Raw genomic sequence first — 19,309 nt, 5'->3', positions numbered from 1 at the left:
CTGTACATAACGCACCAAAAGAAGAAATATCCCCTTCACCTTTATTATCTGCTTTAAAAATTAACTTCACCGCTTGAGGTAATTTAAATAATTGAATTAGCCCTAAACGAACGGTTAATAAGACCCCCGTTCCAACTAACAACGTTAGCAGTGGAGGTCCCCAAACAAAACGATTCATTTGATCTAATAACTGTACAAAATTCATCACTAACACTCCTTTTTTTACACCCAACTGGTTGTTTTAAAAAAGAAGGGAAATAATATGTCGATTTCCTGGGAAATTCCTGTTATTTTACCCCAACAAACAAAAAGAGTCACCTTTTTAAAGATGACTCTGGAGTTTGACGTTAGTAAAAAGAAGGGTAACACAAAAAATGCGTTCCCAAAAAATACTATTCATCCCTGTCCTTTTGCCTGAGAGATTGAGCGAGATTGCCTTGCCCCTTCGGCGCCTATTCAAATAGGTCTCTCCAGAGTTCCGTCCGCTTTACAGTCCTCACTTGATTAATCAAGTACCTGAGAGTATGACTCCTTCGGTGTTCCAAATTGGAAACTCTTCTATAAAACTTCAACCGGTGTATTTTCATTAAATTAAAATTAGAATAACTCATCTTGTCGTATTTTGCAAGAGGAATGAGTCTAATAAATTTTATTTAGCATTGTTTTCAGAAATAGAAACTGACTGAACTGAGATTTTGCTCATCATTTCTTCAGCTGAAACCATTGGAATCCATGAGTCATCTCCTTTTTTAAACATCACCCTTAATTCCTTTGCTTTTTGACCATCCTGCTGAACCACCATCCAAATCTGCGCTAAATCGCCTTCTTCTGTGATATCAATAACATCATAGGTTAAAGAAAAATTTTTATTCTCAAAATTTGAATCGGTACTTGTTAACAACGTCATCTCTAATTCCTGGACTTGATACATCAGTGAATCTAAACTTTTTCGTGGAGATGGAACCTCTCTTAATCGTCCCACTTTTCCCACGATTAAAAAACTGACAATCAAGATCCCCATGATTAATCGTCGATTCATTTTTTCACCTCTTTTAATATCCTTTGCATGATGAACCTAAACCTCATCTTTGAAACATTAAAAAGCTTTTATTTTAGCTGATTGTTCCTTAATTTAAAGTTCTACTCGTTCATCACGATACGAATCCAAGAATACCTTGTTTTAATTTATCTAAAATCTGTTCTTGAGTAGGAATTTTAAACGTCTCATTTAACCATTCTTCGGTGAGATCTGGGACCCACAATCCTTTTTGTTTCTTGAGCGGCAGATCAATGGTCTTGCTCATCATAGGCTTTTCAATTTGTTCATTTTCCATTAAACTCAAAATGGTATTAACTAACATGTCTTGGCCTCGTCCATTGAAGATATCATCAATTGTTCCAAAGAAATTGGTCAAGACTTGTTTTAAAATCGTCAGGCGTTCATTAATAATCAGTTGCAGTACATCAACAAAGGTTAAATCGACTGTGACATACGCTTCCTGTCCTTCAATCCGTGATCCTTTTATCTCATAGCTGATCGTTGATAAAACAGATTGTAATAAATCCCGCTCTTGATCCGTTAAAGTAAGCTCATCCGAGTTTAAAATTAAAGCATAATCATCTTCTTGAACTTTATCAAACATCACTTTTACGGTTAATTCCGGAAATACTTGCTGAAATTTTATATATCCAACCCCGCCAACGACCACTAAGACGGCAATGATTATCCAAATCCATTTTTTCATGACTCACACCCTTATCCTATCTTTTTATTCATTATAGACTTTTTTAAAGGATTTTATAGCCATTGCCTGTAAAAAAGAGATTAGTTACGCTAATCTCTTTTTTCTTCATCTTGATCATCTAAATCTTCTCTACGAGATGGAACAATGAGTAATGCCATCCCTATCACCACCAATATCATAGGAACTAGTAACATCTCCATAGTCGGAATCCATTGACATAATAAAAAGGAGACTCCAATCCCGAGACCGATGAGATTTCCACGTCGAATACCGTTTTCAAAAATATGAACTCCACACGGAATAATGATAAAAAATGCCCAAAATCCACTAAAGAACACACTAAAATCCCAAATCCTTAAAACATCACCCCCTACTCCAATTCCTAAAATAATGAGTGCTAATCCCCAAATTAAATCCGATAGTTTCAAACTCATAACAATCGCCCCTAACTTGTATTTACTACACTATATGTTAGATACTGTCAAAAAGTGACCTAATTTCTTTATTAAACTCCTTCATCCTCATCAAAAAACGTTAATAGTCCCCCATATATTCCATTTAATACAGCTTCATCGAGAACAATCTTCCACGAATCCTTTTCATAAATAAGATGAACCTCGACCGTCGTTGTCATCATTTCCCTCTCCTCGCTATGAATCAGATACGTCATGATTTGATGATAAGCCTCATTTAATTCTTCTTGATTGGGATGCCCCTCTTCATATAACGTTGCATTTGAGAATAAACGGTTGAAGATTTCGATATAAAATAATGGCATGACTTTGTCCATGTCTACATTTGTCATTTCCGTGTAAACGATAGCGCAATCCCCTTCATCTTCAACATCTAAAATTCTAAAATTAAACCGTTCAACCACTTGAGGCATCATTCGATCAAACGGGATATCGTTCGTAATTTTGGCATCTAAAAACGTGTTAGGATCTAAAATATTAACCCCAAAATATTTTTCAACCGTTCTCTCATCATAATTTTGAACCCCAATTAAAGCACTTGAAACCGCGCTTTTAATCGGTTCTCTCGATGAACCACACCCCGTTAGTAGAATGATCATCATCATAATTAAAACCTGTTTTAAACATTTCCATCCCATTTCATCACCTCCTCTATTCACTAACTATTCCTACTTAATATCCCCCATTTTCCCTCGACTTAAACCTAAAAAAAAGACTCCCATCTTCTTATAGAAGCTGAAAGTCTTTCATTTGATTCAATCTCTTTTAAACTTAGTTTTTCAATAATAATCTTAATTCCTTATAGAAAATTTACCGATTGTAAATATTCCTCAAGAGTTGAGCAAAATCTTTTTATCAAAAGATTTCCCTTTAAATACTCCTTGGCTGTTATTATTCTAACTCATCTTCTGCTGCCATTGACCATCCATAGGTATCCGCTACTGGAATATAGCGAATTACTTTATCAGTTTGATTTAAACGTTTTTTCAAATAGATACTTAAGTTGTGATCGGTACAATAAATATAGCATCCTTTTTGTCCACGAGTCATTAAGGTTCGGTATGTATTTTTTATGATTTTGTCTGCTAACTCTAAAGCTTCTTCAGGATTTTTTTTATACATTCCTTTTAATCCTTTAATGGATTGGTCGGTGCTAGCTCGTTTAAAGAAATCTGTTACAACTTGACCATTTTCATAACGCATATCATCCCCAATAATCACACCAACATAGTCGAATTCAAGTCCTTGACAGGTATGAATACATCCTGCTTCTTTCACTGAGGTTGGATCAATGGCCCATGTTGATGAGTTTCCTAAATTCCAACTCATTCCGAAATGATGCTCTTTAATTTCGATATCTTTATGATTCGTATTATTACGACCGTCTTTTTTCCATTCCCAACAATATCCCGCTACAATTCGTGCTTTATTATTAATCACATTTTTCTTTTCAATTAGGTCTCTCATGACATTCGGATCATCCACCACTTTAATATCATAATCAAATTCGAATCCATCAAAGTTTGCCGTTTGTTTAATTTCTAATACATCATCTAACCAAGACAGGTATCCATCTGCTCCATTACATCTAAATTGAGAATCTAATTTCATTTCATAAACATCCGCATTTAACTGACCTGCAAAGAATCTAATGGCCTCTTTACTCCCCGCATCTGATACTGTTACCCTTTGATTTTCATCTATAAAGAAGATTGAAAATTTAGCGGCATTAATAATTTCTTTTGTTTGATTTTCTCCTTTATTTTTAAACATCCCAGACTTTTCATTTAACCGATGTGCTTCATCCACAATTAAAACATCAAACTCATTTTTATCAGATTCATAATAACACCCTGAACCTTTAAATAAATTATTTATGTATGATTTTTTATGATTTCCTTGAAGTTTCTCACAATAAATCGAACGAGGCGCACTATTTTTCGTAATATACTGACTTACCATCTCCTCTGATGTCAATTTAACTAAGAGATTTATAGCAAGAACAGATTTACCTGTGCCTGGCCCTCCCTCAACAATTAACACATTTTTCTTATTACTACGATAAGAATCGCGAGCTAACTCTAGTGCCTCTTCATACACCACTTTTTGAGTATCTATCATAATAAATTCTTGATTTCCTTGAAGCATTGAATTTAATGAATCTTGTAAAGACTTTGAAGGACGAATTTTTCCATTTTCAATTTTATATAAAATACGCTTTCGATCGGAAAGTTTAATATATTTCTGAATAAATGATCTAAGTTTTAATACATCACCTTTTACGTAGACAGGGGCACGGTCAATATAATCTTGGTAATGTTCGTTTATTAAAGCATCATTCTCTTCAAGAACATAATTGTGTAAATAGGCACAAGGATATAAACTTACCTCCCCATTTTGAACTGATTCATTATAATTTTCAATTAAACTTGCATATGACCAAGCTTGATACGATGGATGGGCTGTTTCAGTTACTCCATGAGCAAATCGAGTTTTAATAATTCCATCCTTCATTTCAACTAATTCAGAACTTTCCCACTGCTTGAGTTCCACAATAACAACAGAATCATTTTTTTGCTCATCCATTCCAGTTAAAATGAAATCAATTCGCTTTGAAGTGGTTGGCACCTTATACTCAATGGCTACGCCTGCTTCACTAGGAATGTCATCTGTACTTAAAACCTTATACATATATTGCATCGAATTATCCCAAGAACGTATTTCATTTTTTGATGTACGTCCTATCTTTTTCTGATAATTCTCATAAATTTTCATCGTTAATTCATCATTTAAAATATGGTTTAAAAATTCACTTTTTGTTGCTTCATATACTATCATTTATATTTACTCCTAAATGTCATAGTTAACTCATTATATTCTACACTACTTGAGACTGTCTATATTCTTCAGCAATCATAGTTTTATTAAATTCTGCCGTTGGATCAATTTCTGTAACTATTTTTTCTAACTCATCAATTGATACATTAAAAAATTCTTTTCTTAGATTAATTTTATTAACCCTATTTTTTTCAAGAATACTATGTAATTTTTGTTCTAAAGCAACTGCATCATCTGAAAAAATGAAGCTATGTACATCGAACATAAAAGGCACACTGGCATCACTTAATTCCTTTACTCTATCCATAGGCTCTAACCTTCTTGTCATACCCACCTTAAAAATATTCTCTCCAAACGACCCTAAGTTACTAATTATATACACATTTCCAGCTTTTCCATTTTGACGTTTTATAATATCGTCTTTCTTCTGCTCAACATCAAACAATTGTCTTTGTAACTCTTCAATTTTATTATTTAATTGAGATAATTTATCTTGATTATCCGTAATTAACAATAGCTCTTTAACTTTATTAATCTCTCCAATATATTTAGCCTCTTCCTTTTCAACCTGTTTTCTTTGTTGTTCAAGTTGTTTTCTCTCCTCAACTTCTTGCTTCATATTTAATCAATAACTCATTAATAGTTTTTTCATTTTCTTTATAGGCTTTTCTTAAAGATTTCACATCCATAGAATGGATTTTCAACACAACTGTTGGACACAAGTCTTCTAACTCAAGTGACTCTAATTCCGATAACTCTTGATAATTATTAATAGAGTATTCTACTGCTCTATATAATTTCTTTATTTTTTCTAATTTATTTGTTTGAGTATTAATTTGTTTTTCTACTTTGTCGACCTTAGCTGTGGCATTTTCTATTTCATCTTCTAATTTCTTTAATTCTTCTTTTTGTTTTAATTGTTCATTAAGTAAATCTGTTATTGACTCTACTGCTTGTTTTTCAGCATCTTTTATTATTTCGTTAATCATAACTTCTTTATTTTCTATTTGATAAATTAGATGACTTAAATGTGCTTCACAATTAATAATTTCTTTATTTAATCTATTCACCATCTTCAAAAGTTGTGATTTTTTAAAACTTAATATTACGGCAAAAATTAATGAAAAAAATAAAAACCATCCCATGTATAAAACTGCAATAAAAACCTCATTATAATACCATTTATTCAGTCGATTTATAACTTGTTCATAAGACAATACCATCTACATATTCCCCCTTTTCTGATTTCTTCTAATAATAGTTTATCACATAATTTTACATGCAAAAGAATTATACGGGTAATTATCAATTCAATTTTCAAAAAGACTCCTCCTATTTAGAGAAAGTCTTTGGTTTATTATTTCTCATGAACAAAGTGTGGAATACAAAAAAAAACGTCTCAACAATGTGAGACGTTTTTTTGTATTAATTAAATTTTCTTGTTTGACGAGCCAAGATTATTTTGACAATCAATGAAAATAGGGCAGGTCCAACTAAGTAAGCTAGCATAGCCAGTAGCGTATAAGCGACTTGACTATGTTTTTGAATTTCATGAACAAAGGCAAATGGAACATTAAAGGGTTCTCGAAGTAACATAATGTTTGATCCAAATAAAACATTTAAGATAATTGATATCATGGCTCCTATCATAAAATAAACACTAAAATAAACATAAGTTTTTCGGTTTACTAAAGTTTTTTGCTGTTTTAAATACATAAAGCTTAAATAAATCATAGCCGTATGGAAGAACAGACTGTATAAACATAAGTAATGCCAAATGGGATATCTCATGAGTGACGTTGTCGGGAAAATTAAAAATCCAATTCCCCCAAGTAAAGCACCCATGATAATAAATGCATCACCGAGTTTTTTAAACACGCCTTTTCCATAGCCACTAAGCCATAACGCATATATAAACAATGAGCAATACGATAATGGGAACCATGCATCTAACCAGGTATAGCCGAAATAAAAGTTATAGCCAATTTTAATGAGCTCGAGAAGGGTGATGATAACCGCTAAGATTTTGGTTAACTTCATCACTGTTTTCCACTGCATCTTTCTTGAGGCAAGTAAACACACACCTACTATCACAAAACAAACCAATAATGAGATAAGATGGGCGCTTGTAAACATCCCTGCACTTGGATATTGATCCAATGGCGCAAAAAATGCCGAACTCATTTGTTTTAGCATCCTTATCCCTCCTTAATTTCAGCTATTGTTTTTGCTTTACTATGTTCAATGGGTTTCCATTCCACTTTTTTAAATAAAGCCGTAATCGTAATAGGAATATACGTTAACATAAATAATGGGAATGTGAAAATATACAGAACTTTTTTGAAGTTCGTCGTGTGAATTTTATTCCACTGCGTAAACGTTGTTAACGCTCCGATGGCAACTAACGTAAAGTAAATATTAATAATCATTTGCTGTAAACTACGAATAATAACAGCCACTTCATAACGCGAGAAATCCCCCAATAACAGAGCCAATCCATTAAATAAAATACTAAAAATAGTTAAGAAGATAGCTGGGCTAATGACCATAAACATGTCAAAGCATGATGAGTTTTTTCGAAGCGCCCCCTTCATTAAATTCCCACCATATTGACGAAAGACTTGGAAAAATCCTTTTGCCCAACGAAGACGTTGTCTAAATGATTGTTTGAATTTAATTGGTTGCTCATCATATAAGACGGCATTTCGGCAATACCCAATTTTTTCGCCTGAAAGAACATTATCTACGGTGAATTGAATATCTTCTGTTAACAAGAAAAATTTCCATCCGTCATATTTTTCAATAATACGACGACTAAAGAAGAAGCCTGTTCCAGAGACAGCGCAACTTGTTCCAAGTAACATACGTCCTCGATTTAAATATTCTGATTCCCATAAAAACCAGATGGCGTATCCCGCTGAAATCCAATTATCACCAAAGTTTTTGGAGTTACGATAACTCGTGATGATGTCATAACCATCGGAGAACGTTTTATTCATTTCTAAAATATAGTTTTGATCCAAAACATTATCCGCATCAAAAACAAAATATCCGTCAAAACGCTCATTGTTTCTTTCCATCTGGTCTAGTAAATATTCCATCGCATAGCCTTTACCAATTTTATCTTGATTAAAGCGTTCATAGACGACGGCTCCTAGATTTCTTGCAATTTGAGCGGTATTATCCGTACAATTATCTGCGACAACAAAAACCGTTACGTTGCCCTTTTGATACGTTTGTGCCTGAATACTCTCAATCAAATGGCCAATCACTTCTGCCTCATTTCGTGCAGCGATTAAGACGGCAAAATGATGAGCTTTTTCTTCTTTATGCGGTTTATCTTTTTGAACTAAGGCCGTTGCTACATATAGAAATTGATAACAATAACAGACGAAAAAAATTGCTGCCACCGTAAAGTTAATCATTATTAGTTTTTCCATAAATCTCTCCTCAATATGACTTAGACATGGTTGTCATTTGTATTCGTTTAAGTTAGCTCTTTAATCTTCATCATAATAGGTGTTGAAACAGATTTATTTGACATGGCTCTATCTCACATTAAAATAAAGACATCTCAAAATCACTCTATTTGACAATCCTCTTTCTGTTTAAAATTCGAGCGATTGTGACAAACATACATGATAACAATATTTTATTGAATTGACAACACATTAACTTAAACATTCTATAAACAAGCGCTTTCTATTTTCAATATTGGTGCAAGAATTCATTATTATAATTAAAAAGATTAGAATCTGTTTTAAAAATAAGTTAATTTTTGAGTTTCGATTCTCGTCGACAATTTGTGTCATTGCTGACATCTAGACTTATTTTAGAAAGCTTAGCCTTTCAAATCAATAGTTCACGTCATTTCTATACAAAATCACTACTATATTCACTATTTTGCTACATTTTTTATACATTTATTAAAATTTAGGTCCATTTAGTTTGGATTGATAAAAAAGATTCTATCCTTAACTTAACCTATCTTCTATGAAGTATTCTTATTTTTAATCTTGATTTTGACGGAATCTAAAATAAACCAGTAAGTTTTTTCGACATTTTTCTATCTTTTCTAAGAATTATGCTTTAAAATATAGGATGATTCTTTGATTATAATTCATGATCTAAATAAAAAAGCTTGCCAAAATGCAAGACTCTAATTAACGGATTATGAAGGAGGGATTTAAAATGAAACAGTTTAATCTATTTAAGATTTGCATTGGAATCTTAACAGCCTATGGTATTCTCACTTGGACGAATAGTCAAACGTCTCAACTTCTATTAAGTATCCTAGTGACAGCCCTTTGGTGCGTGGCTTATTTTTTCATAACCAAGCAAATCAATGTCAAAAATAAATCCAATCTAAACCTTATTGTTTTTTTAATCACCTTAATTAGTGTCTCATATTTCAATTTTACGATTGAGAGGCCATTACCCTTTCTAACACAATCTTATTCATTAAGTTTTGTTGCGAGTGAGGGACCTGTTCAAATTTCTCAAATGAATGTAAATCATCAAAATTTGGATTTAAGTACTCTAACGACAGACAATGATTGGATTTTTAAAGAAACATTAGCAAGCTCTAATGGTACTCCTTTAACTCTATCCAACCTAAAAAATGAGTTAATCGGCATCCAACTTTTAAAAACGAGTGGAGCTGGAACTCTTTCTATTTATCGTAACGATCATCTCGTTAAAACCATTCATTTAAATAGTACAACAGAGAACGATTTAAAAATTAAAGTGTCACCCGACTATCCTATTTTATTAAACCTCGCTTATATGGGCTCGCTGATGGCTTTTTATCTCATTTTAAGTTATCTGGTGGCTTTTGCTGGCAAACTGACACAAAGGTTCAATGTTGAAGCTTTATCACCTGAAATCATTGGATATGCTGCACTGCCTATCCTCCTCATCACTTTATTTAAATGGACCGGACTTGCCAATGTCTCTTATCGTCCTCTATTATTAATGATCTTCTTCATTTCTATAACGGGAAGTGAAATCGGATTATTTAAAAAAGTAAAAATGAAACACAATGATTCATTCATCAAGTGGATTCGTATTTTCTTCTACTTAATACTCACTTCGATTCTGACCATCTTAGTGATGCAAATCATTTACTTTTTCCCAAACTTTGATATCACCATGACATGGATTGCACATCATATCAACTTAATTTTCTTGGCTTCAACAATTGTCTTTAGTATTAGTTTGGCATTATATTGTCTTTTTAATCACTTAATTTTAGCAATTAGCTTATCAAACCTCTTATTAATTGTCGTTGGCATTGCGAACTACTATAAAATGCTTGTCGTTGGAGAACCAATTTATCCGTCAGATATGTCTATGTTATCGCAAATGGATGAAATCGTAGGCTATGTTAAAGAAATTTTATCGCCAGCTCTGATTGGTGGATTAATGGCTTTCATCATTGGTCTAGCTATTCTTTCCGTCTTCACACGTAAAGGAACAAAACTAACACTCAAATCCCGTGTCATTGGATTAGTTTTAGCACTTTTTTATCTCGCCTCAACCTTTTACTACGATAAAACATTCATGAATCCGATCGTCACTAAGACAGTGAATTTCTCAAAATGGAACCAACTTTCAAACTATCAACAAAATGGCTTCCTATTTGGATTTATCACCAATCTTCAAAACGACTTGATGATTAAAAATGAAAACTATAGTGAAGCCAATATGCAACAAATCACTGATTATTATACTGAAAAAGCAAAAGAATATAATCAAAACTTAACGAATACCCAAACACCTAATGTGATGGTCATTGTCAGTGAGTCATTAAGTGATCCAACTGTGTTTAATCAATTAACATTTAGTGAAGATCCACTTCCTAACTTAAGACAATACATGCAAACTTATTCATCAGGGAACATGTTATCACCTTTTAAAGGCAACCGTACCGCAAATATTGAGTTTGAATTTTTACTTGGCTTTACAAACTCTTTATTACTAGAAGGAACCGTCCCATTCCAACAAGCTTTAAGTCAAAAAACAGAGATTCCATCGATTGTCTCTTACTTTGATGATTTAGGTTACTCTTCAATTGCGATTCATCCAAATAATGCAGCCTTCTATAAACGAAGTCTCGTTTATCCGGCTCTTGGATTTGATGAATTTATGTCAATTGATAAAATGACAGCCCCTGAATATATTGATAGTGGGAAATATGTAACAGACGAATACGTATTTAATCAAATGTACGACCATTTACTAAACACAGAAGGTCCTACCTTCACGTATGGATTAACCATGCAAAATCACATCCCTATCTTTGATGAGAAATTCGGTCCAACGTCCATAACCGTTACAGATTCATCTGGAGTTGAAAACAAGGAAATGGAAACTTATGCAGAGGGTCTAAAAGAAACAGATACTGCCTTAAAAGACTTTATTACCAAAATTGAAAACTATGATGAACCAACGGTTGTTGTCTTCTTTGGAGACCATTTAGTCAACTTCTCATCCGATATTCATGCTGCTCATGGATACGTTGATAAAGATCCAAATGCACAGACAGCTAAATTATTCTATGAAACACCTTTATTAATTATGTCAAACATCCAAGGCTTTAACATTGAAAACATTTATGATGTCAGCCCAATCTTTATTGCTCCCCTAATCTTAAAAGAGCTTAATTTGCCACTGACACCTTTCCAAATGTTCTTATCTGATTTATACGAAGAATTCAGTGTGTTACATAACAACTTTAAAATGGATGCTAACCAAAACCAAGTTAATGAATTAACAGCAAAACAACAACAACTTTTATTAACCTTTGAATTAATTCAATACGATATTTTAGAAGGTTCAGAAGACTTACTTCCTACTTTCTTCAATGTCCCTGAGTAAACTAAAAAGCGTATCAGATCGCAATGGCTTGATACGCTTTTTTTCTTATTCCACCGTAAATGAAATCTCCTCATTTGGCTTTTTATTTTGACAATTTTCCCTTATATCTCATCTATCTTCTTCCCCTATCCATTTTCTGAGCGAGCTTTTTAACAATTTCTAAAATAGCTAATGCATCACGACTCGCACTGCGTGGAAAGACATATGGGATATCGAAATAATCACAAATACCTTCAATTCCTAGTTTTGCAGGACTTGGATATAAATCATGAAAACAATAATAAATTAATTGAAATAAGCAAAGTGTTTCATAAGACTGATTTAACCACACCCCATTTTGACGACACGTATGAATTAAAACGCCTTCGCGCTTGGTCATCACATGAGATAATAAATTTTTTCCGACTAAATGAGCTTGTAACTCTTCATTAATACTTAAAAAATCAGGCGCCTTTTCAAACATCGATTCTTCATAGCCCATCTCAAGCACTTTTTCACTCAGTGGTTGTTTCGAATAAACTAATGTTTGATACACGACTTCTCCCGCTAAATTCACTAGCGCAACATCAATGAGCGTCATCATCTTAGAATGTTTAGATTCATTTCCATATGCCATCAAAATTAAAGCATTTGGGTCATTTAAAAATTTTTCAAACTGCGACTCGAGTCGTAATTTTCCTTGTTCATGTGCAACTTGTTTCCGAACTTCTAAGCACGTTAAACAAAGGCGCTCCTCTAATCTCCCCTTCTCTAATGTCATCTCTCCACATTGGCAAAGAGCAGACTGAGGGATATCATCTAAATGAAATACTTTAATTTCTTTAACGCATTTCTTTCGGTTACGGCTCCCCATCTTTTTATAAACACCCACAGGTTGTAATCCAAGCCCCACCACATCTAGTCTGTAATGTTGTGACAGTTCCGTTAACGAATACAACTGACCACTTTCTTTTACCTCGATTTGAGAGAGTCGAGGTAACAAAGAGATTTCATTTACGCCATCACTACATTCTAGTGAAATATACGCCTTCATATCTTGAATCGGTAATCTTCTAGCACGTGATTCATCAAAAATTTGTAAATGTCCCGTTAAATAAGACTTAATGGCACGTTCACTTTGCAAATAAGATTCAACCGTTTCCAACGTCTGATGCACCAAAACCTTTTTAACATAAGTCTCTTCTTCAAAATACCCGTGTATAATCGTATACCACTTATTCTTAATCAAAGAAGGCAGGATTTCTGACGTTTTAGGAAGATAAAAGACGCCAGACGCTAACTCTTCATCTGATAATTTCTCAATGCCCCATCCAACATGAGTATAATCTTCTAGGTACGTCAACTCACCTTCTGATGATGCCACCTCATAGACAAAATAATCTTCTTCATTACTCGCAAATTTCGGAACAGTATAAATGCCATGGCCAGTTCTAACAAGACATAAGTAATGATTCACAGCTGATTTAAAATAAGATTCTTGTTCACACGGCATTTCATCCATAAAATGACCATTTGCATAAACCTCAATTTGACCATTGTCATATTCTAATTTAAATAAAATTCCTCTAATCCACTGTTCATAATCACGAGCCCCAACTTCTGATAAATACATGTTTATTCTCCCTCGAATCAAATTCCTTTTTTTGACAGTTTATAACATAATATTACCATACTAATCCTTCATTTCCTATCTTTAAAACCATAAAACCTAACTTATGATTTTGTTTTATTGTTTTTTTAAACAGATAATTAATAAATTTTCAATCCTTAAAATATTTTTCTTATTAAAATAATAAATTTTACATTTTTGGCCTACTCAATCGTAAGTCTCACGTCATACTGAATGATGTTATCATCTCATTCAGCTAACCATGATCTCTTACTTAAAATAGAGTGGATTTAACTTAAACAAAAAAAAACTCTGATAAATATAGTTTAAAATGTTTCATTCACATTTTTAAACTAAACATTTATCAAAGCTTTTAAATGATATTGAGTAATGTTTTATTAGAGTATTTTTTCGTTTATGAACCATAAGAATTTGGGTAATTTTTTCATAAACAAATAGGATGATAGCGATGATTTCCTACTTTGGGAGAATAAAAAACCATCTGCTTGCTTCACATGATTTAACAAGTATTGTCCTATTTTGGGATACAGGCCAATACTGAGTCATTTTCAATTCATGGATGAAAAGGCATATCATACGATTGGGAGGCCATACGATGCTTTCATCTCATAAATGATCACGACTCTAATCCAAAAAGGATTAGGAATTAGGACTTTAGTGCCATTGCTTGAGTCCTAGATTGAAATGAATGAGTAGCCTAGATCATAACGTTTTTGAGATGCTTTATGATCAGGTCCAATAAAGAATCCGTAGATTCAATGACTGCAACCTCACACTACCGCAAACAGGTGATTGCCATTTTATCTAAAAACAGGTGTCATTAAACATAAAAGAATCTATCTTACCTTCTATGGCAACTAGCTAGCATCATCATCTTGAGTTAAGCCCTGTAGCTTGGCGTCCTTAAATTTCCTTAAGTTTGTCTATTTGATTGCATGTCCTACGATTTCTTCATGTTTAATTATAACGAAGACAAATTCCATTGTATACCCTAAATAGGGTGTCAACTTTGTCACCGTATTTGTTATAATCAATCTAAAAATAGCCAAACTACTTTTAAAAAGGAGGAATTATTTTGAGTGTCGTGGAAATTCACATGGAATTAACCAATAAGCAATATGCGTTGCAAGATCATCTCTTTGAACTTCAACACGAAATGGATTTAGTTGAAAAAAACATCGAAGCTCATGAGCAAGATCCTTTCATTTCAGAAGAGCAAGTTCAATCTCTGTATCGTCATCTCTGGTCTTTACAGGCTGATTTTAATGAAAGTAAAAAAGAATTAGAGACCGTCAAAAAACGTTTAAGTGAACTAGTTGAGATAGTAGGCGGTATCATGAGTTCAGATTTTTAAAGGCACTTTTGATAAAAGTGCTTTTTTTAGGCTAATTGTTTGGCAATAAAACGTCCCTTAAATAATTTCTTCACCCGATTTAATGTGTGAGACAAGCTCTCTTCATCTGCATGAATCGGTATTGCCTTCATCTCTTTTACTGAGGCATTACTCGGATCTTGTGGCAAGTTAAGGTGAAAAGATTTTAAAATTTTATTCGTTACCTCATCCATATTTACAAAATATTCATTAAATAAAACCGTCACTTTAATCATGATTTGATTCACCACCACAATAAGAGAGGTCTCACACCCTTTAAACCCAAGGTCATTTTTAATAATCATCCCCTGATAACCATCCACTTTAATTCCTTTAATTTCAGCAGACTTTCTCATTAACAACTGTTGATTTTTCATAACAGGTGTCATCCCCTCATCGAGTTGTTGACGTGTAATCGAAATAGTAAGGGGAGAATCAACGCTCGATTGTCCCTCAATAGCCATTAAGTCATAACCATCCAAATTCATTAATACCTCTAACTGTCTCGGAATCATAATCGAAGCATCCATTAATTGATATCTCACTAAATGATCATAACGATATCGTCCTCCATAGAACGCCTCAAAACAATTCTCATCCTTCAAAAATTTCTCCATTTTCATCTATCCGTGTCCCCTTTATCCATAAAATATCGCCGTGTATCTGACAGCTCGTTTACATGTTTACATTATATTGACAAAAATCTCAAAATAGACCTAACTTTTTCATAAAATGAGGCGGATGGAAAAAGACAAATATTCCTTTAAATCGAATATCTTTCAAAATGCAGACTTTTTTTATGTAAGATGTTGCCCCTTTTTGTTTGAATGGTTCACTTCCTTTTTTTAATTTTGAAAACATTTGTCAATCACGTCGTAAATCTCTTTCTTCTTTTGTATACTATAGCATATTAAGGAAGAGAGGGATTAACCATTGAAAAAAATTGTCATTAGTATCTCACTACTCGTCACTGTTTTATCTATCGTTTATATCTGTCAATATAATACAGCCTCTAAAACAGCAGAAGAAGCCATGTCTGTCGCCGGTGCTGATTCCATTGAAATCCTTTATGAGAAAAAAACAGAAGATGGTAGCATTTTACTGTATCGAACCATCGGAACGGATTCCTTATCTATCGCCTATGTCAATCGTAACTTTTCAGGTTATGAATTTATGGATTACAACATTGCTTATGAAATCTCAAATTTAGAAGCACAAGCTGGTCTTTCTTATGTCAGTCTTCAAAAAACAGAAGATGTTCCCTATACGATTTATGCAGGAATCACAACAGATGAAAACTTACATGAAGTCTTAATTACAGAGCCGTCTTTTAGCATCGCTCATAGCGCTAAAATTATCGAATCTGATATAGAGGGAACCTATATTTGGATGGCCTATTCTCCTGATTTTACAGGAGAAAATTTCTCACTCATCGGTCTTTCCGAAACAGGTGATATTATCGGTGACATTGAACAAGATGGAACACAAGTTACCATTCATACCATTGATACAACTGAAGCTCACTAAAAAGAGGAAACTTAATGTTTCCTCTTTTTACATTGAGGTGTCAATTCTAAAAAAGCAACGGATAAACGCCCCCTATCTAAACAGGTATCAAACCAATAGTGATACCATCTTACATAAAATAAAAAGACATAGGCCCCTACACTCCTATGTCTTATTTCAATTTTTAATAATCATCATCACCTTATAAGACAAATTCAGTTTTAGTCCATTGTCTAAAAAAATTAATATCTCGAATCGATCCATCACCATTTAAAAGCCCCAAATAAATCCCATCAGCTTTTCCAACTTTCCAAATCGCACTCGCTGTATTATCTTTCGTCGAAATACCAGCTGACTTCACATAATCAATAAAAACATCTTTACCAACACCAAATGTTTCAGTCACATAAGCGACTAAATAAATATCGATACAACTCGCTCCTAAGTCATTCACATCTTTGCTCAAAATATGCTCTTTTACAATTTCAGGCCATTCCTCAGGATAACTCTCCACAATCAAATCTTGAATTTCACCTAAACAATAGGCACGATAACTTCGTTTCTCCCATTGTTTTAATAAAGAAGCATCACCTTTTAATTCCACTAAATGATTTAATGTTGTTTTTAAATGACAAAGCATGGGGATGACTTTCGTATCCAAACTTCGTCCTCTCAAATGATTTGGTAACACAACCTTCAAATTATCATCTTTCATCATATTCTCCCCCATTTATTTGAAAACCCTTTCCTTTTCATCACTATTATATGACCTCTTGTCGATTATATCAAGAAAGCCTCTAAAACTTTTTTTAATTTTTGCTTGCAAAATAGCTCATAGCAAATCTCAAACTAAAAAAATCAGAGTAGCCTTCTATATTTTTCAATATATGTCGGCTTCCTCTGATTTGTTGACTTTTTTTATTCCGTTACGTAAAAATTTCGCTGCGAATAGCCTAAATCATCATGATCTAGGCAATAAATGACTTTACCTTCTTGGGTAAATCCAATTAAATCGACCTTAATGTCCTCAATTATCGTCAACTGCTCTAAAAATTCTAAAATTCCATCTTCTAATATCTCATAACGCTCAATATCAATCCATTTCGGAAAAAACTGTCCCTCATTTTTAATTCCAATCGCCACTACCATTTCATTTCCTTGCTGCATATAATCCATAATCTCTCGAGTCTCCCCTTCTACCGGTTCAAACTCAATCAAATCCCCCTCCAAAAACTGCTGCTCCTTTAACCCAAACCAGCGCATGACAAAATCATCCTCTTCATATACAAACATTTGTAAGTAATCTTCATTATAAGCTAAATCCATCATATTCGCTTGAGCAGGAACCTCTAATTTTTCACAAGTCTGTGACGCTAATTCACAGATCAAATATCCTGCTGCCGCTTCATATCCCCCGATTTCTGCTATTAAATGTTGTCCATTATTAATAAACGTTGGCATTCCATAATACGACACTTCAAGTAACTTTTGAGCATCATAATAAATCGGTTTGGCTAACAAAACCGGTTCACTCCCCTGATTCCATAACCAAAGCCCCTCCGTATTGCTATAACTCATCATCGTTAAATCCTGATTAAAGTCACACCCCAAAATTTTCCCCTCTCCGTTGATAACATCAGGTAATCCCTCTACCTGAACAACTTCTAACTCTTCATCAAAAATAAATAACTCCTCTTCCGTTATCACATACAATTGATTATCAAGAATCTTTACCTTAAAAACACTCATCCCAAGCATCACTTCTTTGATGACATCTAAACGAGATGCACTCATCTGATAAAGAATGGCCTGATGATCTAGCGTATATGGCACTGTCAAATAAAGATCATGACCTCCAAGACGTCCTAAAAACGTCAAAGGCTGCAGATACTCATCGCCTAGCTCATTAAGATTAAACAGCACATCAGAAAGCTCTTCGACTTCTTCTTCAACCCCTTGATTATCCTCTACGATTTCTTGCTGTGGCATTGAAGTCACAGACTGACATCCAGCTAATAACATACTTAAAATAAAGATACTTATCCCTTTTTTCATGATTCCCCTCCATTTTTTCTAATTATACCACATAACATTCTAAATTCCCTTCATTCACTACATGAAATAAAATCAATCAGCAATGATTGGTTAAAGTTTTAATAAATTGCAAAACTTAGACCTTTCCGTTCAAATATAACTAAAAAAATCCCCCTAAGAACCGATTCTTTAAGATTTAAAAGGAGCCATCACAGGCTCCTTATTTATTTAATTGTAATCAGACTTTCTAAAATAGTCTCACTTTCATGATGTTCATAAGAATCCTCACCCGTAGGAATCCAAATTTGTTTTTCAATCACAACTTTGAACGTTCCTGTTTTAGTCTTTGATGCTCGATAAATTCCCTTTACGCCTTGATTTCCTAAATATCTTAATTGGCTCATCTGAAGCTCTTCTCCTGTTTCATCAAAAACACGAATATCATATCGTGACCAATCTTCCTCTGGAATAGTCGCATCCACAATGACTCCAAATGGAGTCATTGATATTTGTTCAATACTGGCTCCATTCGCATTTACTCCTTCAACAACCGTCACTGATGATAACTCTTGATTAACCTTAACTGGCACTTTAAATGCCCAAGTTCCCCATGTGGTTTGTGATTCATCATCAATATGATTGGCACAATTTTCTACGATAATTTTCTTTGTTTGGAAGGTAAACTCTTCTGGAATTTCTCCTGATCCTAAATAGTACTGCTCCACGCCAACAAACGTATGCTCATCAATAAATTTTCCTTCAAATCCTGAAATTCCGATTACCTCTAATTCCGCATCAAAATCAAAGAAAGAGCAGAATGAAGCGCAAGCCG

16 protein-coding genes, 2 pseudogenes and 2 riboswitches are annotated in these 19,309 nt (G+C 33.6%); of the genes and pseudogenes, 3 read left to right on the top strand and 15 right to left on the bottom strand.

What is annotated here, in order from left to right; genetic code table 11:
* The 10 genes and pseudogenes from QWC74_RS09570 to QWC74_RS09525 form a co-directional block, all read right to left on the bottom strand.
* Positions 1–205, bottom strand: a pseudogene (locus QWC74_RS09570) (sodium:alanine symporter family protein); the annotation flags it as partial.
* A 187-nt stretch (positions 206–392) separates the two neighbouring features.
* Positions 393–484, bottom strand: a riboswitch (glycine riboswitch).
* Between the two features lie 165 nt (positions 485–649).
* Entirely contained in the window at positions 650–1,039 is a 390-nt protein-coding gene (locus tag QWC74_RS09565) for a hypothetical protein (RefSeq protein ID WP_006783828.1), read from the bottom strand.
* 112 nt (positions 1,040–1,151) lie between these two features.
* On the bottom strand, positions 1,152–1,745 hold the full coding sequence (locus QWC74_RS09560; RefSeq protein ID WP_006783829.1) for a hypothetical protein: 594 nt from the start codon (positions 1,743–1,745) through the stop codon (positions 1,152–1,154).
* Between the two features lie 89 nt (positions 1,746–1,834).
* On the bottom strand, positions 1,835–2,179 hold the full coding sequence (locus QWC74_RS09555) for a hypothetical protein (protein ID WP_006783830.1): 345 nt from the start codon (positions 2,177–2,179) through the stop codon (positions 1,835–1,837).
* 71 nt (positions 2,180–2,250) lie between these two features.
* A complete protein-coding gene (locus QWC74_RS09550; RefSeq protein ID WP_006783831.1) occupies positions 2,251–2,856 on the bottom strand; it encodes a hypothetical protein in 606 nt (201 codons plus the stop codon).
* Positions 2,857–3,109: 253 nt separating this feature from the next.
* The gene (locus tag QWC74_RS09545) at positions 3,110–5,056 is read right to left on the bottom strand and encodes a DUF2075 domain-containing protein (protein WP_006783832.1); all 1,947 of its coding nucleotides are present in this window, start codon (positions 5,054–5,056) and stop codon (positions 3,110–3,112) included.
* 40 nt (positions 5,057–5,096) lie between these two features.
* Positions 5,097–5,675, bottom strand: a complete 579-nt coding sequence (locus tag QWC74_RS09540; RefSeq protein WP_006783833.1) for a GIY-YIG nuclease family protein — start codon at positions 5,673–5,675, stop codon at positions 5,097–5,099.
* Complete coding sequence (locus QWC74_RS09535; protein WP_040763760.1) at positions 5,659–6,279, bottom strand: hypothetical protein; 621 nt, start codon at positions 6,277–6,279, stop codon at positions 5,659–5,661. Before QWC74_RS09535 ends, QWC74_RS09540 begins: the two co-directional genes overlap by 17 nt.
* Positions 6,280–6,481: 202 nt before the next feature.
* Complete coding sequence (locus tag QWC74_RS09530; RefSeq protein WP_006783834.1) at positions 6,482–7,252, bottom strand: YwaF family protein; 771 nt, start codon at positions 7,250–7,252, stop codon at positions 6,482–6,484.
* Positions 7,253–7,254: 2 nt separating this feature from the next.
* On the bottom strand, positions 7,255–8,496 hold the full coding sequence (locus QWC74_RS09525) for a glycosyltransferase family 2 protein (protein WP_006783835.1): 1,242 nt from the start codon (positions 8,494–8,496) through the stop codon (positions 7,255–7,257).
* A gap of 751 nt (positions 8,497–9,247) precedes the next feature.
* Here QWC74_RS09525 and QWC74_RS09520 point away from each other — a divergent pair.
* Complete coding sequence (locus QWC74_RS09520; protein ID WP_006783836.1) at positions 9,248–11,935, top strand: LTA synthase family protein; 2,688 nt, start codon at positions 9,248–9,250, stop codon at positions 11,933–11,935.
* A gap of 112 nt (positions 11,936–12,047) precedes the next feature.
* Here QWC74_RS09520 and QWC74_RS09515 read toward each other — a convergent pair whose 3' ends face one another.
* The gene (locus tag QWC74_RS09515) at positions 12,048–13,547 is read right to left on the bottom strand and encodes a hypothetical protein (RefSeq protein WP_006783837.1); all 1,500 of its coding nucleotides are present in this window, start codon (positions 13,545–13,547) and stop codon (positions 12,048–12,050) included.
* Between the two features lie 867 nt (positions 13,548–14,414).
* Positions 14,415–14,499: riboswitch (cyclic di-GMP riboswitch) on the bottom strand.
* A gap of 150 nt (positions 14,500–14,649) precedes the next feature.
* On the opposite strand from QWC74_RS09515, the gene QWC74_RS09510 reads away from it, so the two are divergent.
* Positions 14,650–14,919 carry a hypothetical protein gene (locus QWC74_RS09510; RefSeq protein WP_237701255.1) on the top strand — a complete coding sequence of 90 codons (270 nt, stop codon included), beginning with the start codon at positions 14,650–14,652 and terminating at the stop codon, positions 14,917–14,919.
* Between the two features lie 26 nt (positions 14,920–14,945).
* Here the strand turns inward: QWC74_RS09510 and QWC74_RS09505 are convergent, their stop codons facing one another.
* Positions 14,946–15,560, bottom strand: a complete 615-nt coding sequence (locus tag QWC74_RS09505; protein ID WP_006783839.1) for a hypothetical protein — start codon at positions 15,558–15,560, stop codon at positions 14,946–14,948.
* A gap of 310 nt (positions 15,561–15,870) precedes the next feature.
* Between QWC74_RS09505 and QWC74_RS09500 the strand changes: the two genes are divergently transcribed.
* A complete protein-coding gene (locus QWC74_RS09500; RefSeq protein WP_006783840.1) occupies positions 15,871–16,464 on the top strand; it encodes a hypothetical protein in 594 nt (197 codons plus the stop codon).
* Between the two features lie 181 nt (positions 16,465–16,645).
* On the opposite strand, the gene QWC74_RS09495 is transcribed toward QWC74_RS09500, so the two are convergent.
* The 3 genes and pseudogenes from QWC74_RS09495 to QWC74_RS09485 all read right to left on the bottom strand — a co-directional run.
* Positions 16,646–17,158 (bottom strand): hypothetical protein, encoded by a 513-nt coding sequence (locus tag QWC74_RS09495; protein ID WP_009606226.1) that lies wholly within the window; start codon positions 17,156–17,158, stop codon positions 16,646–16,648.
* A 203-nt stretch (positions 17,159–17,361) separates the two neighbouring features.
* Entirely contained in the window at positions 17,362–18,498 is a 1,137-nt protein-coding gene (locus tag QWC74_RS09490; protein WP_006785365.1) for a hypothetical protein, read from the bottom strand.
* Positions 18,499–18,701: 203 nt separating this feature from the next.
* Positions 18,702–19,309, bottom strand: a pseudogene (locus QWC74_RS09485) (DUF4179 domain-containing protein); the annotation flags it as partial.

Origin of the sequence: uncultured Turicibacter sp., from assembly GCF_938044715.1 — a bacterium.
GTDB lineage: Bacteria > Bacillota_I > Bacilli_A > MOL361 > Turicibacteraceae > Turicibacter > Turicibacter sanguinis.
The sequence above is the reverse complement of the archived record's forward strand: the minus strand, read 5'-3'. Positions and strand labels throughout refer to the sequence as shown.